Here is a 14,832-nt window from a genome sequence, read left to right as displayed (position 1 = left end):
TGAGCCTTGGGAGCGGCCCGGCGGCTCATGCCAGCGCCTTCCCCAGCACCTCCTGGTGGTGCTCGTCCAGCAGCGGCGGCATGCCGTAGTCCGGCGTGAACCCGTCGAACTTCAGGGGCGCGCCCACGGCACGCAGCGGCGACTTCGGCCCGCCCAGCGGCACGACCAGGTCGCGCGAGCGGGCCAGGTCGCCTTCGAGCGCCTGCGCCAGCGTGCCCACTTCGGAGGCCACCACGCCCAGCGGTGCGAGCCGCCGCACCCATTCGGCGGCGCCGGCCTGCAGCAACACTTCGCCGATGGCCGCCAGCACCCGGGCGCGGTTTTCGCGCCGCGCCGCCATGGTGGCGAACACGGGGTCGGTCGCCCAGCCGGGCCGGCCGATCTCGGTGCAGAACGTCTGCCAGAACTTGTCGTGCGTGATGAAGAGCGTGAGCCAGCCGTCGGCCGTGGGGAAGATCTGCGCCGGCACCATGTAGGGGTGCGAGGAATTCGCGAGCCGCTCCACCACTTCGCCGGTGTTGAGCGATGCGCCCGCCAGGTAGTTCAGCTGCGACATCATCACGTCGTACATGGCCACGTCGACCTGGCCGCCGCGGCCTTCGATGATCTTGGCCAGCAGGCCCATCGCCGCCATGATCCCCGCCGAGTTGTCGACCGCCGAGTAGCCGGCCTTGGTCGGCGGCGACGAAGGATCGCCGGTGAGCGCCATCACGCCGGTGATCGCCTGGATCACGTAGTCGTAGGCCGGGGCCTCCGAGTAAGGACCGTCCAGCCCATACCCCGTCAGCGCCACGCAGACGATCTTCGGGTTGCAGGCCTTCAGGCCCGCGTAGGTGAGCCCGAGCTTCTTGATCGCGGATGGCCGCAGGTTGGTGATGAGCGCATGCGACGACGAGGCCAGCGACTCCAGTTCGGCCCGCCCCGCGGTGCTCGCCAGGTCCAGCACCACGCTCTTCTTGTTGCGGTTCAGGCTGGCGAAGTAGGCGTTGTGGGGCCCGATGAAGTGCGGGCTGACCTTGCGGGCGATGTCGCCCTCGGGCGGCTCCACCTTGATCACCTCGGCGCCCATGTCGGCCAGCAGCAGGCCGCAATAGGGCCCGGCCAGCATGTGGCCGACCTCGATGATGCGGATGCCCGAGAGAGGACCGTTCATGCCAGCTTCGCCGCCAGTTGCGACACCACGCTCTCCAGCGGCATGTCCGCCGTGAACACCGCCGCCACGCCCAGCTCGTGCAGGGCGGCGTGGTCCTCGCCGGGGATGGTGCCGCCGACGAACACCTTCACGTCGCCGGCCTTGTGGGCTCGCAGCTCGGCGATCACGTCGCCCACCAGCTCCTTGTGGCTGCCCGAGAGGATCGACAGGCCGACCGCGTCCACGCCTTCGTCCACCGCCACCTGCGCGATCTGCGCCGGGCTGCGGCGCAGGCCGGTGTAGATCACTTCGGCACCGGCGTCGCGCAGCGTGAGCGCGACGATCTTGGCGCCGATGTCGTGCCCGTCCAGCCCCGGCTTGCCCACCAGGATCCGCTTGCCCGCCAGCGGCCGGGCCTCTTTCACGTCGTTCATAGATTCACCGGCTCCTTGAATTCGCCCCATTCCTTCTTCAGGCACGCGACCATCTCGCCCACGGTGGCGTAGGCATGGCAGCAGTCCACCAGGTAGGGCATGACGTTCTCGCTGTCCTTGGCGGCCGCCGCGGCCAGCCTGGCCAGCGACGCATCGACGGCGGCCTGGCTGCGAGTGTCCAGCGTGCGCTGGAACTTCTCCAGCGCGCGCTGCGCCACGGTGGGGTCCAGCTTGAACACGTCGCCCACGCCGATCCGCTCGCCCTCCCTGCGGAAGTGGTTCTGGCCGACGATGACGTTCTTGCCCGAGTCGGTGTCCAGCTTGCGCTCCAGGCCGCGCTCGGCTAGGCGCAGCTGGATCCAGCCGTCCTCGATGGCCGGGACCACGCCGCCGTAGGCGTCGATCTCGTTCATCACCTTCAGGATGGCCTCTTCCATGCGGTCGGTGTGCTGCTCCAGGAAGTAGCTGCCGCCCAGCGGGTCCACCGTGCGGGCGATGCCCGACTCGAAGGCGATCATCTGCTGCGTGCGAACCGCCAGCTCCGCCGAGAACTCGGTGGGGATCTGGAAGGCCTCGTCGAAGGCGCAGGTGAAGATGGACTGCGCACCGCCGAACACCGCGGCCATGGTTTCCACCGCCACGCGCACCGCGTTGTTGTAGGGCTGCGGCGCCACCAGCGAGGAGCCGCCGCACACCACGCCGAAGCGGAAGTGCTGCGCCTTGGGGTCGTTGGCGCCGTAGCGCTCCTTCATGAAGCGCGCCCACAGGCGCCGGCCGGCGCGGAACTTCGCGATCTCGTCGAAGAAGTCCATGTGCACGTAGAAGAAGAACGACAGCCGCTTGGCGAACTTCTCCACGTCGCCGCCGCGGCGCTGCAGCTCGTCGACGTAGGCCAGGCCGTTGGCCAGCGTGTACGCCATCTCCTCCGCGGCGGTCGCGCCGGCATCGCGCACGTGCGCGCCCGCGATGCTGATCGGGTTGAAGCGCGGCGTGGTGTCGTTGGAGTACAGGATGGAGTCGGCGATCAGACGCATCGACGGCCGCACCGGGAAGATCCAGGTGCCGCGCGCCACGTACTCCTTCAGGATGTCGTTCTGGATGGTGCCGGTGAGCTTGCTGCGCGGCACGCCCTGCTTGTCCGCCACCGCCAGGTACATCGCGTAGATGATCGCGGCCGTGCCGTTGATGGTGAACGAGGTGGAGATCTTCGACAGGTCCAGGTCCTTGAACAGGATCTCGGCCTCGCTCAGGTTGGACAGCGACACGCCCACCTTGCCGATCTCCGGCCGGGCCATCGGGTGCGTGGGATCGAAGCCGCACTGCGTGGGCAGGTCCAGCGCCACCGACAGGCCGGTCTGGCCCTGGTCCAGCAGGAACTTGTAGCGCTCGTTCGATTCCTCGGCGGTGCCGAAGCCCGAGTACTGGCGGATGGTCCACAGCCGGCCCTGGTAGCCGTCCGGGAAGATGCCTCGCGTGAACGGGTATTCGCCGGGCTTGCCGATGTTCTCGGCCTTGACGGCGCCGGCGTCGACGGCGGTGGGCACGGGAATGCCGCTGCGGCTCAGCGGGCCCAGCACGGGTTCGGCCAGCCCGGTGGCGGGGGGATTGGGGTCTCTCGCGTTCATCAGGAACCTTTGGACAAAAGCTTTTCGGAGGCGGCCCAGTGGTCGTCGTGCAGCCAGGTGCGAACCAGGTGCTGCTGTTCGGTCGCGCGGTGCGCCTTCCAGCCCTGGCCCTGGCGGGCCACGATGGCCTGGGCCTTGATGCCGCGCAGCACCTGCGGCGCGCAGGCGTCCAGCGGCTTGAAGAAAGTCTTGGCGTCGGCGCCCTCGGGCCCGTCGCCGATCACGGCGTCGGCCAGGCCCCAGGCGAGCGCCTGCTCGGCGCCCACCAGCTCGCAGCGGCTCATCATGCGCATCGCATGCGCCGGGCCGATGAGCTGGAACAGGTCGGGCCCGCCACCCCAGGCGGAGGTGATGGCCAGCTTGGCCTGGATGTAGCCGATGCGCGCGTGCGCCGTTTGCAGGCGCATGTCGCAGGCCAGCGCGAGCTCCGCGCCGCCACCGATCGCATCGCCGTTGAGGAAGGCGATCACGGGCACGGGGCATTGGCGGATGGCGTCGAGCGCGGCGCCGGCTTCTTCCATCATCGCCATCACGGCCGCTTCATCGCGAACGTTGGACAGGTCGCGCAGGTCGCCGCCCGCGGCGAAGTACTTGTCGCCCGCGCCGGTGACCACCAGGTAGCGCACGTCCTCGCGCGCACCGGCGGTGCGCACGGCGGCGGCCAGTTCCTTCAGGACGGGGCGGGCCAGGGCGTTGTGCTTCTGGGCGCGGTCGACGGTGATCCAGACCGCGCCGGGGCTGCGTTCCAGGACGCGGATGTTTTCGCCGCTTCCTTGCATCGTGGTGGCTTGCATGGCGGGCATGCTAGATTCGTCGCGGTTCGGTGAAAAGAACCGTTGTTCGATATCTCGAACAACGCGCATCGCGCAACCCTTCCGGAACGCAGCACAAGGAGATTTGTTCAGCGGGCTGAACAAAGCCAAGGATGAGCAACGTCGCCGTCACCGCTGTCGAGCGCGTGCTCGACATCTTCGAAGCCTTCGACAAGGTCCAGAAACCGCTGTCGCTGACCGACCTGGCGGAGATGACCGGCATCCCCAAGAGCAGCTGCCACGCCATCGTGGGCACGCTCACCGCGCGCGGCTACCTCTACTCGCTGACGCGCCCGCGCGCGCTGTACCCGACGCGCCGCTTCTTCGACCTGGCGCGCTCCATCCACGAGAAGGACCCGTTCGTCGAGCGCGTGATGCCGATGCTGGAGCGCCTGCGCGATGCGTCGCGCGAGACGGTGATCCTGGGCAAGCGGCAGGGCGAGTCGGTGATCTACCTGCAGGTGGTGGAGAGCCCGCACTCCATCCGCTATTCGGCCAAGCCGGGCGAGTTCAAGCCGCTGCATTCCAGCGCCATCGGCAAGGCGCTGATGGGCAGCCTCAAGGAGTCCGAACTGCGCGCGCTGCTGTCCGGCCGCGAGCTGCCGGCCATCACGGGCGCGACGCTCACGGACGGGGACACGCTGGTCGCGGACATCCTGGAGAGCCGCAGGCGGGGCTACTTCCTCACGCGGGGGGAGAACGTGCCGGACGTGTGGGCGGTGTCGGCGTTCCTGTCGGTGAACTCGGAGACGCTGGCCGTGGCGGTGGCCGGGCCCCGGCACCGGATGGAAGGCAACGTGACGGAGCACGCGCAGCTGCTGCTGGCGACTTGCAGCTTCATCTCGCGGCAGTGGTCCCGGGGCTGAATGGGTAGCCTGCGTGCACTACACGGAGGGACAGAACACAGAGGCACAGAGGCACAGAGGCACAGAGGCACAGAGGAACACGGAGGTCTTGTTGATGGATGCCTCTTCTTTTTCTCTGTGCCTCTGTGCCTCTGTGTTCTGTCCTATTCCTTGTAAGAAGGATCCCGCCGGTCCAGCAGCCGCAGCATCGCCGGCCACTCCAGCACCCCGTGCGGCCTACGCACGTGCGGCTTGTAGAGATGGCAGGTTCTGTCGACCACGTCCTTCGCCGGGATCAGCAGCTCCGCATTGCAGGCCATCGCGTCCACCTGCGCCCGGCAGGCCATCTCCAGCCAGTACATGGTGTTGAAGCACTGCGGCACGTCGGCGCCCAGGGCCAGCAGCCCATGGTTGCGCAGGACCATCGCGGTGGAGTCGCCCAGGTCCCGCACCAGCCGCTCGCGCTCGCCCTCGTCGATCGCCGGCCCCTCGTAGTCGTGGTAGGCGATGTCGGCGAAGCGCATGGCCGTCTGCGTCAGCGGCAGCAGCCCGCACTTGAGGGCCGACACCGCCATGCCCGCGCGCGAGTGCGTGTGCATGGCGCAGCCAACGTCGTGGCGCGCCATGTGCACCGCGCTGTGGATCACGTAGCCGGCGGCATTGATGCCGTGGTCGTCGTGCGGGTTGAAGACGACGTTGCCGGCCAGGTCGATCGTCACCAGGCTGGACGCCGTGATCTCCTCATACAGGAAACCATACGGATTGATCAGCAGGCGGTCCTGCGTGCCCGGCACCCGCGACGTGATGTGGTTGTAGATCAGGTCGCTCATGCCGTAGAGCGGCATGAGCCGGTAGCAGGCCGCGAGCTCGACGCGGGCCTGCCACTCCTGGTCGGTGACCAGGTCGCGGACCGCGGCGTCGCGCTTCATGCCTGCGGCACGCAGTAGTCGCTGGCCGACAGGCGGAAGGTGGTGCGCTTCATCAGCCGCGGCTGGTCCAGCCGCATCTCGTCGCGCCGGTGCATGGTGCAGCCGTTGTCCCACATCAGCAGGTCGCCGTTGTGCACCTTGTGCCGGTACACCAGCGAGGGATGGCCGCCGGCCTCGAACAGGACCGGCATGACGCGCGCGGCCTCCGCCTCGGACAGGCCCTCGATCGCCACCAGCGTGGTCGGGTCGGCGTACAGCGCCTTGCGGCCGGTGCGCGGATGCGTAAGCACCAGCTTGTGCTTCGCATCGGGCAGGCTGAGCATCGCGTTGGCCTTCTCCTTGTCCTTCAACTCCAGCGCATTGAGCATGGCGTAGCGCTTGGCGTAGCGGTAGACGCCGGTCTTGCCTTCGATCAGCTGCTGGATGTCCTGGGGCAGGCGATCCCAGGCGCCGTACTGGTCGGCCCAGTAGATGTCGCCGCCGTCGCGCGGCACCTCGGTGCCGAACAGCATGGCGCCGGTGGCCGGGCGCACCTGGTAGGTCTGGTCCGAATGCCAGTCCACGTCGTCGCCGCCGGCGAAGCCGCCGACGAAGCGGCCATCGGCGTACTTCAGCGTGCTGAAGTAGATGATCTGCTCCTGGTAGGGCGACTGGATGTCCTTGCGGCCGGTGGTCTCGCAGCGGCCGAAGTGCTCGGTGAAGCGCACCAGCTCCGATTCCTCCAGCGACTGGCGCCGGAAGATCATCACCGGCGAGTTCTGCCACAGGCCCTTGAGCTCCTCGATGGCATCGGGATCGTTCACCAGGTCCATGACCTGGGCGTGGACCTGCACGGCGAAGTTGCTGTGCAGGGGGGAGGTGCGGATCTTCGGCATGGTGGGTCTCACTCGGGCTTCATCTGGGCGGACTTGATGGTCTGGGCATAGCTGCGGCGCTCCTCCCGCAGCCAGGCGTTGAGTTCGGCCTGCGTGTAGACCGGCGCGCGTTCGAAGCCCAGGTCACCCAGGGCCTTCTGCGTCTCGGGCAGGTCGAGGATCTTGCGCATCTCGGTGGCCAGCTTCGCGTGGATCTCGGGCGGGATGCCCTTGGGCGCCATCAATGCGTTCCACGCGGCGATGTTGAAGTTGGCCAGGCCCTGTTCGCTGGCCGTCTTCACGCCGGGCATGGAGGCCATCGGCTGCGCCGTCGTGACGGCCAGCACCTTGATCCTGCCCAGCTGCGTGCGCGTGGCCGCGACCGTGTCGATCAGCACGGGCACATGCCCGCCGAGCGTCGCGGTCATGGCGTCGGCCGAGCCCTTGAACTTCACGCCGAACAGCGGCACGTCGCGCTGCTTGAGCATCTCCAGCACCAGCTGGCCGGTGACGCTGGGGATGGCCGCGTCGACCTTGCCCGCCTTGTTCCGCGCCTGCGCGATGAGTTCGGTCAGCGAGTTGATGTTGGCGCTGGGCCCCGCCGAGATCGCGAACGGGATCAGCGCCGTCAGCATGATGGCGTCGAAGTCCTTCTCGGCGTCGAAGCCCGGGTTATCGAACAGCGCCGGGTTCATCGCATGCGTGCCGGACGCGCCCATGATCAGCGTGTAGCCGTCGGGCGCGGTCTTGGCCGCGACGGCGGTCCCGATGTTCCCCGAGGCGCCCGGGCGGTTCTCCACCACGAAGCTCTGGCCCATGGCCTGCGTCAGCTTCTGCGCGAAGTAGCGCGTGGCGATGTCCGTGCTCTGGCCCGCCGGGTAGGCCACGATGATCTTCACCGGCCGGTTGGGGTAGTCCGACTGCGCCAGCGTCGCCAGCGGCAGCAGCGCGGCGGCCGCGGCCGCCAGCAGCCCGAGGATGGGCCTTCTTGCGAAAGTAGTCACGGCTTGTCTCCTTGTCTTTCTGGGAAGGGATACGTTAGCGACGCGCCCCGGTCACGGAAAGGGAACGGCCACCGGTTGTTCCACATGTTGGACTTCCGGTGCCGCGGCAGCGGGCGGTGGCGCGGCCTCGGCGCCCGGGGCCCAGAGGAAACCCTGATGCAGGTCGTCGAAGTTCGCGCAGCCGATCTGCGCCAGCACCATGTCGACCTCGTTGCGCACGAGCCGGATCACCCGCTCGATGCCTTCGGCGCCCGCGGCCGCGGCGCCGAACAGCGTGGGCCGGCCGAAGATCGAGAACTTCGCGCCCAGGCAGCGCGCGATCACGATGTCGGAGCCGCGCCGCACGCCGCTGTCCAGGATGAGCTCCACGTCCTCGCCCACCGCCTTGCGGATCGCGGGCAGCACCTCCAGCGGCGAGGGCGCGACGTCGAGCTGGCGCCCGCCGTGGTTGGAGACGACCAGCGCATCCACGCCCATGCGCACCGCCTGCTTCGCGTCTTCCGGATGCATCAGGCCCTTGACCACCAGCGGCCCCGGCCAGGATTCGCGGATGCGCTGCAGGTGGCCCCAATGCACCATGGGCGCGGGCGTCAGCGTGCCGTAGAGGTCGGCCACCTGCGCGGCCGAAGCGCCCTCGGGCGCATACGGCTTCCAGTTGCGCATCATCGGGATGCCGCCGGTCTGCAGGTAGCGCAGCACCCACGCGGGATGGGCCAGGGCTTCCAGCACCACGCCCGGCGTCATGCGGAAGGGCCGGCTGAAGCCGTTGCGCTTGTTGCGCTCGCGGTTGGAGTTCACCGGCACGTCCACCGACACCACCAGCACCCGCACGCCGCTGGCGCGCGCACGCCGCACCAGGTCGGCGTTGATTTTCTCGTCGCTCGTGCAGTACATCTGGAACCACACGTGCTCGGGCGCCACCGGGGCGATGTCCTCCAGCGCGCCGTTGCTCGCGCTCGAGAGCAGGAAGGGGATGTTGGCCTGGCCCGCCGCCTCGGCCAGCATGCGGTCGGCGTCGGGGCAGAACAGGCCCGCCAGCCCGGTGGGCGAGATGCCGAAGGGGCTCGAGTAGCGCCGCCCCAGCAGCACGGTGGACGGGTCCCTTTTCGAGACGTCGACCAGGTAGCGGGGCAGCAGGCGGTGCTGCTGGAAGGCTTCGCGGTTGCGGCGCAGGCACAGCTCGTCGTCGACGCCGCCGTCGATGAAATCGAAGGCGATGCGGGGCAGCTTGCGGCGCGCCATCTGCCGCACGTCCTCGAGGTTGTGCGCGGACTGGATGTTCATGGCCGCAACGTTATCGATGCGGCGCGCGCGACCCAAGGGCGGCCGCGCATGAAGTTTCACATGTTGGACTTCTGGTTCGGCGCCGCCGGCGCGAAGAGCAGCTGCTGCGCTTCCAGCTGCAGCTCGCCGGCGATGCGGGTGAGCTCTTCATGGATTTCCAGCAGCCGCGAAGGCGGGAAGCGCTCCGCCGTGCCGATCAGGCACACGGACGCGAAGGCCGTGCCCTCCGGCCCGCGCAGCGGCACGGCGAAAGCATGCACGCCGCCGACCACGTCGCCCAGGTTCACGCCGAAGCCATGCTGGGCCGAGCGCTCGCGCATCTTCTCCAGCAGGGGCAGGCGCGCCGTGCCGCGCTTGGCGGTCTCCTGCTCGACGTTGTTGGCCAGGACCTCGCGGGCCTCGTCGTCGCCGAACGTCTGCAGGATCGCCACGCCCCCGACCGAGGTGAAGAGCGGCCGCCGCGTGCCCTGTTCCACCATCAGGCCCGGCAGCCGCGCGGGGCCGGTGCGAACGCTGCAGACGTACTCGTGCCCGCTGCGCAGCAGCAGCAGGGCGCTGCCGTCCATGCGGCGCGACCAGGGCGCCAGCCTCGCCCGCGCCACGTCCTGGAAGGCGTGCTGCCCGTGCACCGACAGGCCCAGCTCGAACAGCAGCGGCCCCGGCAGGTAGCGGCGGTCGCCGGCGCGCTGCTGCACCAGCCTCTCCTTCTGCAGCGCGGCCAGGATGCGGTGGGCCGTGCTCTTGTCGAGCTCGCAAGCCGCGGCCAGGTCCGACAGGCGCCAGCCGATCTCGCCGCGCGTGGCGAGCACGCGCAGCAGCCGGATGCTGCGCGAGAGACTCTGCGTGCCGGTGGGCATGTCCATGGGGCCATTGTCCCGCTGTTCCTATCATGGAGGCCTGATGGACCACGACATGGAACTCCCGCGCGAGATGCGCGACCTCGAAGACCGGGCCCGGCGGCGCGAGACGCCCTGCGGCGACGGCCACATCGCCTGGCGCCTCTGGGGCGAGGGCGAGCCCGTCGTGCTGCTCCACGGCGGCAGCGGCAGCTGGACGCACTGGCTGCGCAACATCCCGGCGGTGGTGGGGGCGGGCCGCATGGCCGTGGTGCCCGACCTGCCGGGCTTCGGCGAGTCGTCCGTCCCGCCCGGCGGTGGTGATGCCGACGCGGTGGTGGCGCCCGTGGCCGAGGGGCTGGCCCGCCTGGTCGGCGAGCGGCCGGTGGACATCGTCGCCTTCTCGTTCGGCAGCCTGGTGGCGGCGCTGCTCGCGTCGCAGATGCCGCAGCGCGTGTCGCGCCTGCTGCTGGTGGGTGCGCCCGTCGTGCCGCTGCAGCGGGGCCGCGGCGTCGACCTCAAGCCGTGGAGCCTCTCGTCGACGCCGCAGGAACGCCTGCGCATCCACCGCCACAACCTGGGCGCGATCATGCTGCACCAGCCGCAGGCCATCGACGACGTGGCGCTCTCGCTGCAGGCGCACAACGTCACGCGCGACCGCATGCGCCGGCGGCGGCTGGTGACCACGCCGGCTTTCCAGGAAGCGATCCGCGGCTTCCAGTGCCCCTTCAGCGCGATCTACGGCGGCGAGGATGTGCTGATGGACGGCCTGTGGCCGCAGGTGAAGGCCGCGCTGTGCGCCAACCCCCGGTTCGGTGGCATGACGGTGATCCCCGACACCGGCCACTGGGTGCAGTTCGAGGCGGCGGAGCGCTTCAACGAGGCCATGCTCTCCGCGCTGGCGGCGTGACGACTTCGCGGGGATCGACTCCGCAACGGCCGCGGTAGCGCTTTCGAAGGATTACGTTCCATGCATTCCGTGACCGGCGGGATGCGGGTCGAGGTGCGCGGCACCACTGCAGTGCGGGTCGCTCGAACGGCCGGTGACTGCGTGCGCGGATGCACGGAGCGCGCTAGCCAATCCATAGCTGGACACGCCGCAAGCGTCGGAGGTCGCTCCTGCCCCGTTGCATCCGCGCCGCAGCCGCACGCGCGCCCCACGCCTGCCCCGTGACGAGGCGCGCGGCGGGCGGCGCGGGGCCGGCGAGGAACGCTTTCGCCGAGAAAAGAGGATGGAGCGCCGCGCGGCGCCATCGCAGACTGGGCTCAGGAGCTACAGGAGTCGTGGACATGATCAGCAGACCCGATGGCCTGCCGGGGCGGGGTGGACTCGCGAAGGCGCGGCGAAGCAACACCCATTGCGCGGCCGTGGTGCTGGTCGCCTGTGCGGCGCTGGTTCCCGCGCGTTCGATGGCCCAGGCGCCGGCCATGGGCGTCGATGCGCTCGGCGACGACCGATGGCTGCGCGCCGGCAGCGCGGGCGATCCGTACTGGGTGATCGACAACCGCTGGGGCCAGGGCTCGGTCGGCCCCAACGACTTCTACCAGGGGGTGGGCGCGGCCACCGGCGCCGCAGGCGAGGTGGCCTTCCGCATGCAGTGGCGATGGCCCGAGGGCGACACGGAGGTCAAGGGCTACCCCGCCGCGATGTACGGTCGCAAGCCGGGCTATGCCAGCTACACCGCTGCACTGCTGCAAGGCACCGGCGTTGCGCGCACGTCGTCCGGCGCTCCGGGCGCAAGCCTCTTCCCGATGCAGCTGCCCATCCCGCCGCTGAAGGCCCGCCTGGCCTACCAGCACAACGCGAAGCCCACGGGGCAGGGCCAGCTCACCTTCGACCTCTGGCTGCAATCCGATGCGCGGCAGGACGACGGCTGGCTGAACTCGTCGATCACGCACGAGATCATGATCCCGCTGGACCACTGGGGGAACTACGGCGCGCACCACACGGCCGGCGGCCGCAATCCGGGCTGGTACGACCACGACGCCATGATCGCCGGCAAGCGCTACCACGTGTACATCACCAAGGACGGCGATGGCTGCAGCCGCTACAACTTCGGAACCCTGGGCGGCGCGTATGGCAAGACCGGCTGGAAGCTGGTCGCCTTCGTGCCGGAGGTGTTGCCGGTGGGGGCCGGCGAGATCGACCTGGCCGCCATCGTCAACTACATGGCCACGCGCACCGATGCGTGCGGCCAGCGGTGGGCCGAGGGCAACGAGTACGTGGTGAGCGCCGAGCTGGGCGTCGAGCCGGTGGTCGGCACCGGGGACATCAGCGTCTACGACTACCAGGTGCTGCCCGGCACGGCCACCGGGACGGCCGTGGGCCTGGGACGAAGCGTCGAGTACCGGCCCAGCAGCGTTGCTGCGGGTGGCATCGTCGGGGGCAACGCGGGTGGCAACGCCGGCGGCGCTCCGGGCAGCAACACGAACAGCCAGGGCCCATCGAAAGACAGCGGCCACGGCAACACCGACCCGCCCCGCCGCGAATGGCAAGGCTCGGTGAAGCCGAACAAGCCGGGACACTCCAGCACCTCGGGCAAGCCAAGCAAGACGGAGACACCGGCACCTGCGCCCGCTCCTGTAGCGGCTGCACCGGCGCCCACGCCTGCGCCGCCGCCACCGGCGCCACCGCCACCGCCACCGCTACCGCCACCGCCACCGCCACCGCCACCACCGCCACCGCCGCCGCCGCCGCCTGCGCCTGCGCCAGTGCCGCCCCCACCGGCACCACCGGCTGCGCCCACGGTGCCGCCTGCCGATGCAACCGTGCCCGCCCCTGCAGCCCCGACGCCGCCTGCTCCCGCACCCGCAGCGCAGGCCCCCATCGGCAGCGAACCCAAGGCGCTCCCGTGCGTCGCTGCGAACTGGGAGCGCGGAAAGGCGTACGTCAACGGCGACGTCGTGCTGCGCGACGGCGGTGTCTTCGTGGCCCAGGAAGTGCCGGCAGGGGCTGCCCGCGAAGTCCAGTGGCAACGCACCACGCTGGCCAGCTGCGGCCGCGGATGAAGCACGCGCGATGCGGCCCTGCAACGCCGGCGCGCAGAAGTCGTGTCAAGACCTCTTCCGTGCGGGGGGCGCCCCGGAACACGCGGCCTGAAGGCCGGGTGCCCACGGAGAGGTAGGACGAAACCCACAGCCGCGGTGGACAACTCTGTGGGAAAGCCCTGTGCTTTCGAGGCAAACGTGCGTGGACATTCGCTTGCGACGTTCTGCTGAAAAAAGAGGCAAATGCGGGCGCGATGCTGGCGTGCACTCACACACCTTACGGCGGGTTGCATGCCAACCGTCTCCGCCGCGGCCCTTGTTCTTCGATGCCGTCGCCGTCCTACAGCCGAGCCAGCAGGCTCGGGCCACCATTTGCGCCTGCCTCAGCAAGGAGTGGTTCATCCATGGAAGACAACGACGATTTCCGCGCATCGCCTGCGCCCCGCCGCGGCCTGGCCGGGCTGCTGCAACGCCTGCTGCCCGCGCAGCAAGTGCCCGAGCCGTTCCGCGACAGCGATTTCGAGCATGTGGACTGGCACTGGAACGCGCCCGATCCCCGGACCGGTGCTGCCGACTAGGCAATGCCCCCCCACCGTCATTCCCGCGAGGGCGGGAATCCAGTGCTCCCGCCTCGGCGCGCTTCACGCGCGCCCGGAGTCCCCGCCTTCGCGAGATGGCGGCGCCTGGAGGCGTTCGTCAGTCCAGCAGAACGGTGAGCAGCACGCCCATGCCCGGCGCCAGGGACAGCAGCACGATCAGTGCCCACAGTCCCAGGCCGCCCGGCTGCCGGTCGTCGACGGGACCGGAATCGTTCCACCAGCTGTCGCTGAAGTGAGCCTGGACGGGTGTCGTCATGCGGCGAATCCTCTCCATGCCGGCCGGATGGTTTTGTAGGACGTGCCCGATGCGCAAGGTCAGTCGCCTGCCTGAGCCATTGGCGCGGCCTGCCCTGGAGGCCGCGAGATGAACCAGTCCGCCTGGCCGCGCCGCGACCCCGTCACCGAAGTGTTCGAAGCCATCCACCAGGCCCGGCGCGCCGCGCCCGGCGGCCGCGGGGAATGGCAGGTGTCGGTGCGCGGCCGCACGGGGCAGCTGATGGCCCGGTTCACGCTCGACAGCCGCGAGCAGGTGCTCGCTTTCGCGCAACGCGTGCGACCGCTCGGCTTGCGCATGGCGCGCGGCGAGGGGGCGCCGGGCGATCGCTACGACTTCAGCTTCGACCGTCGCGCCGCCAACGAGGCGGTGGAGCACCCGCACCGCCGGGAGCACGACTGACCCGCCGCCGCGTACGGCGCCGACAGGCTGCGCCCGCATCGCCGCGAAGAATCGCCTGCATGCGGCGGATCGCCCGCCCGCGAACCCGACAGGAGCAGCGATGAAAGACACCCCTTCCGATGGTGGCCGCGCCGAACGACCCGACGCGAAGAAGGACGCCCAGCCCTGGCATCCGGCCGACGAGAAGCGCAAGGGCGGCGGCGCGCCGGTCGGCACGCACAGCCTCACCGGCGGCGGCGCCGAAGTCGGCATGCCGGCATCGCCCGAAGCCGATGCGGGCATCGAGCGCGGCCGGGAGCGCACCGACGCCGACGCGGCGAGCGAGCCCGATCCGCTGGCGGAGCCGCGCGCCAGCATCGGCGAGATCCTGGGCCGCAAGCCTTGAAGTCAGCGCACGCGCTGGCTGCGGCGGCGGGACTGGTTCTCAGCCTCGCCGCGGGGCCGGTGCGTGCGGCGTCGGACTGGCAAGCGGTGCCGGGTGCGCCGGACCTGCAAGTGGACCTGGCGACGATGCAGGCGCGGGGCGCGTCGGTCGAGCTGTGGGTGCGCGGGCTGGCGCTCAAGACGGTGGCGCGGATGGACGCGTCGGTGCCGGTGACAGCGAAGTGGCATCGCACGATGGCGCGCCTGCAGATGGACTGCCGCACGCGCGTGGGGCAGGGTCATGGCGTGCTCGGGTACGACAGCCGGGGGCGGCTGGTCCACGCGTCCAGCGTGCCGTCCCCGCGCTTCGCGCTGCCGGCGGAGGGTGAGCTCGCGGCGGTGTACGACGCGGCCTGCGAGCTGGCGCGGTCGCAGGCGTGAATCGGAAGCC

Annotated in this window: 17 protein-coding genes; 7 read left to right on the top strand and 10 right to left on the bottom strand. The window is 70.0% G+C overall.

Annotated elements, in window-relative coordinates; translation table 11 throughout:
- Positions 1 to 25: 25 nt before the first annotated feature.
- The 4 genes from ASG30_RS02355 to ASG30_RS02340 are packed head-to-tail and all read right to left on the bottom strand — an operon-like array spanning position 26 to position 3,985.
- Positions 26 to 1,153, bottom strand: a complete 1,128-nt coding sequence (locus ASG30_RS02355) for a CaiB/BaiF CoA transferase family protein (RefSeq protein ID WP_055892063.1) — start codon at positions 1,151 to 1,153, stop codon at positions 26 to 28.
- Positions 1,150 to 1,566, bottom strand: a complete 417-nt coding sequence (locus ASG30_RS02350) for a cobalamin B12-binding domain-containing protein (protein ID WP_055892060.1) — start codon at positions 1,564 to 1,566, stop codon at positions 1,150 to 1,152. Before ASG30_RS02350 ends, ASG30_RS02355 begins: the two co-directional genes overlap by 4 nt.
- Positions 1,563 to 3,191 (bottom strand): acyl-CoA mutase large subunit family protein, encoded by a 1,629-nt coding sequence (locus ASG30_RS02345; RefSeq protein WP_082521835.1) that lies wholly within the window; start codon positions 3,189 to 3,191, stop codon positions 1,563 to 1,565. The genes ASG30_RS02350 and ASG30_RS02345 overlap by 4 nt, the downstream gene beginning before the upstream one ends.
- Positions 3,191 to 3,985, bottom strand: coding sequence for an enoyl-CoA hydratase/isomerase family protein (locus tag ASG30_RS02340; protein WP_235579723.1), 795 nt, complete (start codon positions 3,983 to 3,985; stop codon positions 3,191 to 3,193). The genes ASG30_RS02345 and ASG30_RS02340 overlap by 1 nt, the downstream gene beginning before the upstream one ends.
- A 131-nt stretch (positions 3,986 to 4,116) precedes the next feature.
- Between ASG30_RS02340 and ASG30_RS02335 the strand changes: the two genes are divergently transcribed.
- The gene (locus ASG30_RS02335) at positions 4,117 to 4,869 is read left to right on the top strand and encodes an IclR family transcriptional regulator (RefSeq protein ID WP_055892059.1); all 753 of its coding nucleotides are present in this window, start codon (positions 4,117 to 4,119) and stop codon (positions 4,867 to 4,869) included.
- A gap of 143 nt (positions 4,870 to 5,012) precedes the next feature.
- Here ASG30_RS02335 and ASG30_RS02330 read toward each other — a convergent pair whose 3' ends face one another.
- From ASG30_RS02330 to ASG30_RS02310, 5 genes are read right to left on the bottom strand one after another with little or no spacing between them, the layout of a single operon-like run.
- Positions 5,013 to 5,777, bottom strand: coding sequence for a class II aldolase/adducin family protein (locus ASG30_RS02330; protein WP_055892058.1), 765 nt, complete (start codon positions 5,775 to 5,777; stop codon positions 5,013 to 5,015).
- On the bottom strand, positions 5,774 to 6,652 hold the full coding sequence (locus ASG30_RS02325) for a TauD/TfdA dioxygenase family protein (protein WP_055892056.1): 879 nt from the start codon (positions 6,650 to 6,652) through the stop codon (positions 5,774 to 5,776). Before ASG30_RS02325 ends, ASG30_RS02330 begins: the two co-directional genes overlap by 4 nt.
- Positions 6,653 to 6,660: 8 nt before the next feature.
- Positions 6,661 to 7,635, bottom strand: a complete 975-nt coding sequence (locus ASG30_RS02320; protein WP_055892053.1) for a Bug family tripartite tricarboxylate transporter substrate binding protein — start codon at positions 7,633 to 7,635, stop codon at positions 6,661 to 6,663.
- A gap of 51 nt (positions 7,636 to 7,686) precedes the next feature.
- A complete protein-coding gene (locus ASG30_RS02315; RefSeq protein WP_055892050.1) occupies positions 7,687 to 8,919 on the bottom strand; it encodes an alpha-hydroxy acid oxidase in 1,233 nt (410 codons plus the stop codon).
- Positions 8,920 to 8,975: 56 nt separating this feature from the next.
- On the bottom strand, positions 8,976 to 9,782 hold the full coding sequence (locus ASG30_RS02310) for an IclR family transcriptional regulator (RefSeq protein ID WP_055892047.1): 807 nt from the start codon (positions 9,780 to 9,782) through the stop codon (positions 8,976 to 8,978).
- 37 nt (positions 9,783 to 9,819) lie between these two features.
- Here ASG30_RS02310 and ASG30_RS02305 point away from each other — a divergent pair, with 37 nt between their 5' ends.
- From ASG30_RS02305 to ASG30_RS22335, 3 genes are all read left to right on the top strand, one after another.
- The gene (locus ASG30_RS02305) at positions 9,820 to 10,665 is read left to right on the top strand and encodes an alpha/beta fold hydrolase (RefSeq protein ID WP_156385387.1); all 846 of its coding nucleotides are present in this window, start codon (positions 9,820 to 9,822) and stop codon (positions 10,663 to 10,665) included.
- A 380-nt stretch (positions 10,666 to 11,045) separates the two neighbouring features.
- Positions 11,046 to 12,764 carry a hypothetical protein gene (locus ASG30_RS22340; RefSeq protein WP_055892044.1) on the top strand — a complete coding sequence of 573 codons (1,719 nt, stop codon included), beginning with the start codon at positions 11,046 to 11,048 and terminating at the stop codon, positions 12,762 to 12,764.
- Between the two features lie 383 nt (positions 12,765 to 13,147).
- A complete protein-coding gene (locus ASG30_RS22335; RefSeq protein WP_156385386.1) occupies positions 13,148 to 13,321 on the top strand; it encodes a hypothetical protein in 174 nt (57 codons plus the stop codon).
- A 118-nt stretch (positions 13,322 to 13,439) separates the two neighbouring features.
- On the opposite strand, the gene ASG30_RS22330 is transcribed toward ASG30_RS22335, so the two are convergent.
- Positions 13,440 to 13,598, bottom strand: a complete 159-nt coding sequence (locus ASG30_RS22330; RefSeq protein WP_156385385.1) for a hypothetical protein — start codon at positions 13,596 to 13,598, stop codon at positions 13,440 to 13,442.
- A gap of 108 nt (positions 13,599 to 13,706) precedes the next feature.
- Here ASG30_RS22330 and ASG30_RS02295 point away from each other — a divergent pair, with 108 nt between their 5' ends.
- From ASG30_RS02295 to ASG30_RS02285, 3 genes are all read left to right on the top strand, one after another.
- Positions 13,707 to 14,018 carry a hypothetical protein gene (locus ASG30_RS02295; RefSeq protein ID WP_055892041.1) on the top strand — a complete coding sequence of 104 codons (312 nt, stop codon included), beginning with the start codon at positions 13,707 to 13,709 and terminating at the stop codon, positions 14,016 to 14,018.
- A gap of 100 nt (positions 14,019 to 14,118) precedes the next feature.
- Positions 14,119 to 14,403, top strand: coding sequence for a hypothetical protein (locus ASG30_RS02290; protein ID WP_055892039.1), 285 nt, complete (start codon positions 14,119 to 14,121; stop codon positions 14,401 to 14,403).
- On the top strand, positions 14,400 to 14,822 hold the full coding sequence (locus ASG30_RS02285) for a hypothetical protein (protein ID WP_055892037.1): 423 nt from the start codon (positions 14,400 to 14,402) through the stop codon (positions 14,820 to 14,822). Before ASG30_RS02290 ends, ASG30_RS02285 begins: the two co-directional genes overlap by 4 nt.
- Positions 14,823 to 14,832 lie beyond the last annotated feature (10 nt).

The sequence above is a fragment of the Ramlibacter sp. Leaf400 genome (assembly GCF_001424545.1).
Classification (GTDB): Bacteria; Pseudomonadota; Gammaproteobacteria; order Burkholderiales; family Burkholderiaceae_C; genus Ramlibacter.
This window is presented reverse-complemented; position numbering and strand designations above follow the sequence as displayed.

What these genes read in the sequence shown, in the direction of transcription:
- ASG30_RS02355 (WP_055892063.1), bottom strand. Translation starts at nt 1,153, where the DNA reads ATGAACGGTCCTCTCTCGGGCATCCGCATCATCGAGGTCGGCCACATG.
- ASG30_RS02350 (WP_055892060.1), bottom strand. Translation starts at nt 1,566, where the DNA reads ATGAACGACGTGAAAGAGGCCCGGCCGCTGGCGGGCAAGCGGATCCTG.
- ASG30_RS02345 (WP_082521835.1), bottom strand. Translation starts at nt 3,191, where the DNA reads ATGAACGCGAGAGACCCCAATCCCCCCGCCACCGGGCTGGCCGAACCC.
- ASG30_RS02340 (WP_235579723.1), bottom strand. Translation starts at nt 3,985, where the DNA reads ATGCAAGCCACCACGATGCAAGGAAGCGGCGAAAACATCCGCGTCCTG.
- ASG30_RS02335 (WP_055892059.1), top strand. Translation starts at nt 4,117, where the DNA reads ATGAGCAACGTCGCCGTCACCGCTGTCGAGCGCGTGCTCGACATCTTC.
- ASG30_RS02330 (WP_055892058.1), bottom strand. Translation starts at nt 5,777, where the DNA reads ATGAAGCGCGACGCCGCGGTCCGCGACCTGGTCACCGACCAGGAGTGG.
- ASG30_RS02325 (WP_055892056.1), bottom strand. Translation starts at nt 6,652, where the DNA reads ATGCCGAAGATCCGCACCTCCCCCCTGCACAGCAACTTCGCCGTGCAG.
- ASG30_RS02315 (WP_055892050.1), bottom strand. Translation starts at nt 8,919, where the DNA reads ATGAACATCCAGTCCGCGCACAACCTCGAGGACGTGCGGCAGATGGCG.
- ASG30_RS02310 (WP_055892047.1), bottom strand. Translation starts at nt 9,782, where the DNA reads ATGGACATGCCCACCGGCACGCAGAGTCTCTCGCGCAGCATCCGGCTG.
- ASG30_RS02305 (WP_156385387.1), top strand. Translation starts at nt 9,820, where the DNA reads ATGGACCACGACATGGAACTCCCGCGCGAGATGCGCGACCTCGAAGAC.
- ASG30_RS22340 (WP_055892044.1), top strand. Translation starts at nt 11,046, where the DNA reads ATGATCAGCAGACCCGATGGCCTGCCGGGGCGGGGTGGACTCGCGAAG.
- ASG30_RS22335 (WP_156385386.1), top strand. Translation starts at nt 13,148, where the DNA reads ATGGAAGACAACGACGATTTCCGCGCATCGCCTGCGCCCCGCCGCGGC.
- ASG30_RS22330 (WP_156385385.1), bottom strand. Translation starts at nt 13,598, where the DNA reads ATGACGACACCCGTCCAGGCTCACTTCAGCGACAGCTGGTGGAACGAT.
- ASG30_RS02295 (WP_055892041.1), top strand. Translation starts at nt 13,707, where the DNA reads ATGAACCAGTCCGCCTGGCCGCGCCGCGACCCCGTCACCGAAGTGTTC.
- ASG30_RS02290 (WP_055892039.1), top strand. Translation starts at nt 14,119, where the DNA reads ATGAAAGACACCCCTTCCGATGGTGGCCGCGCCGAACGACCCGACGCG.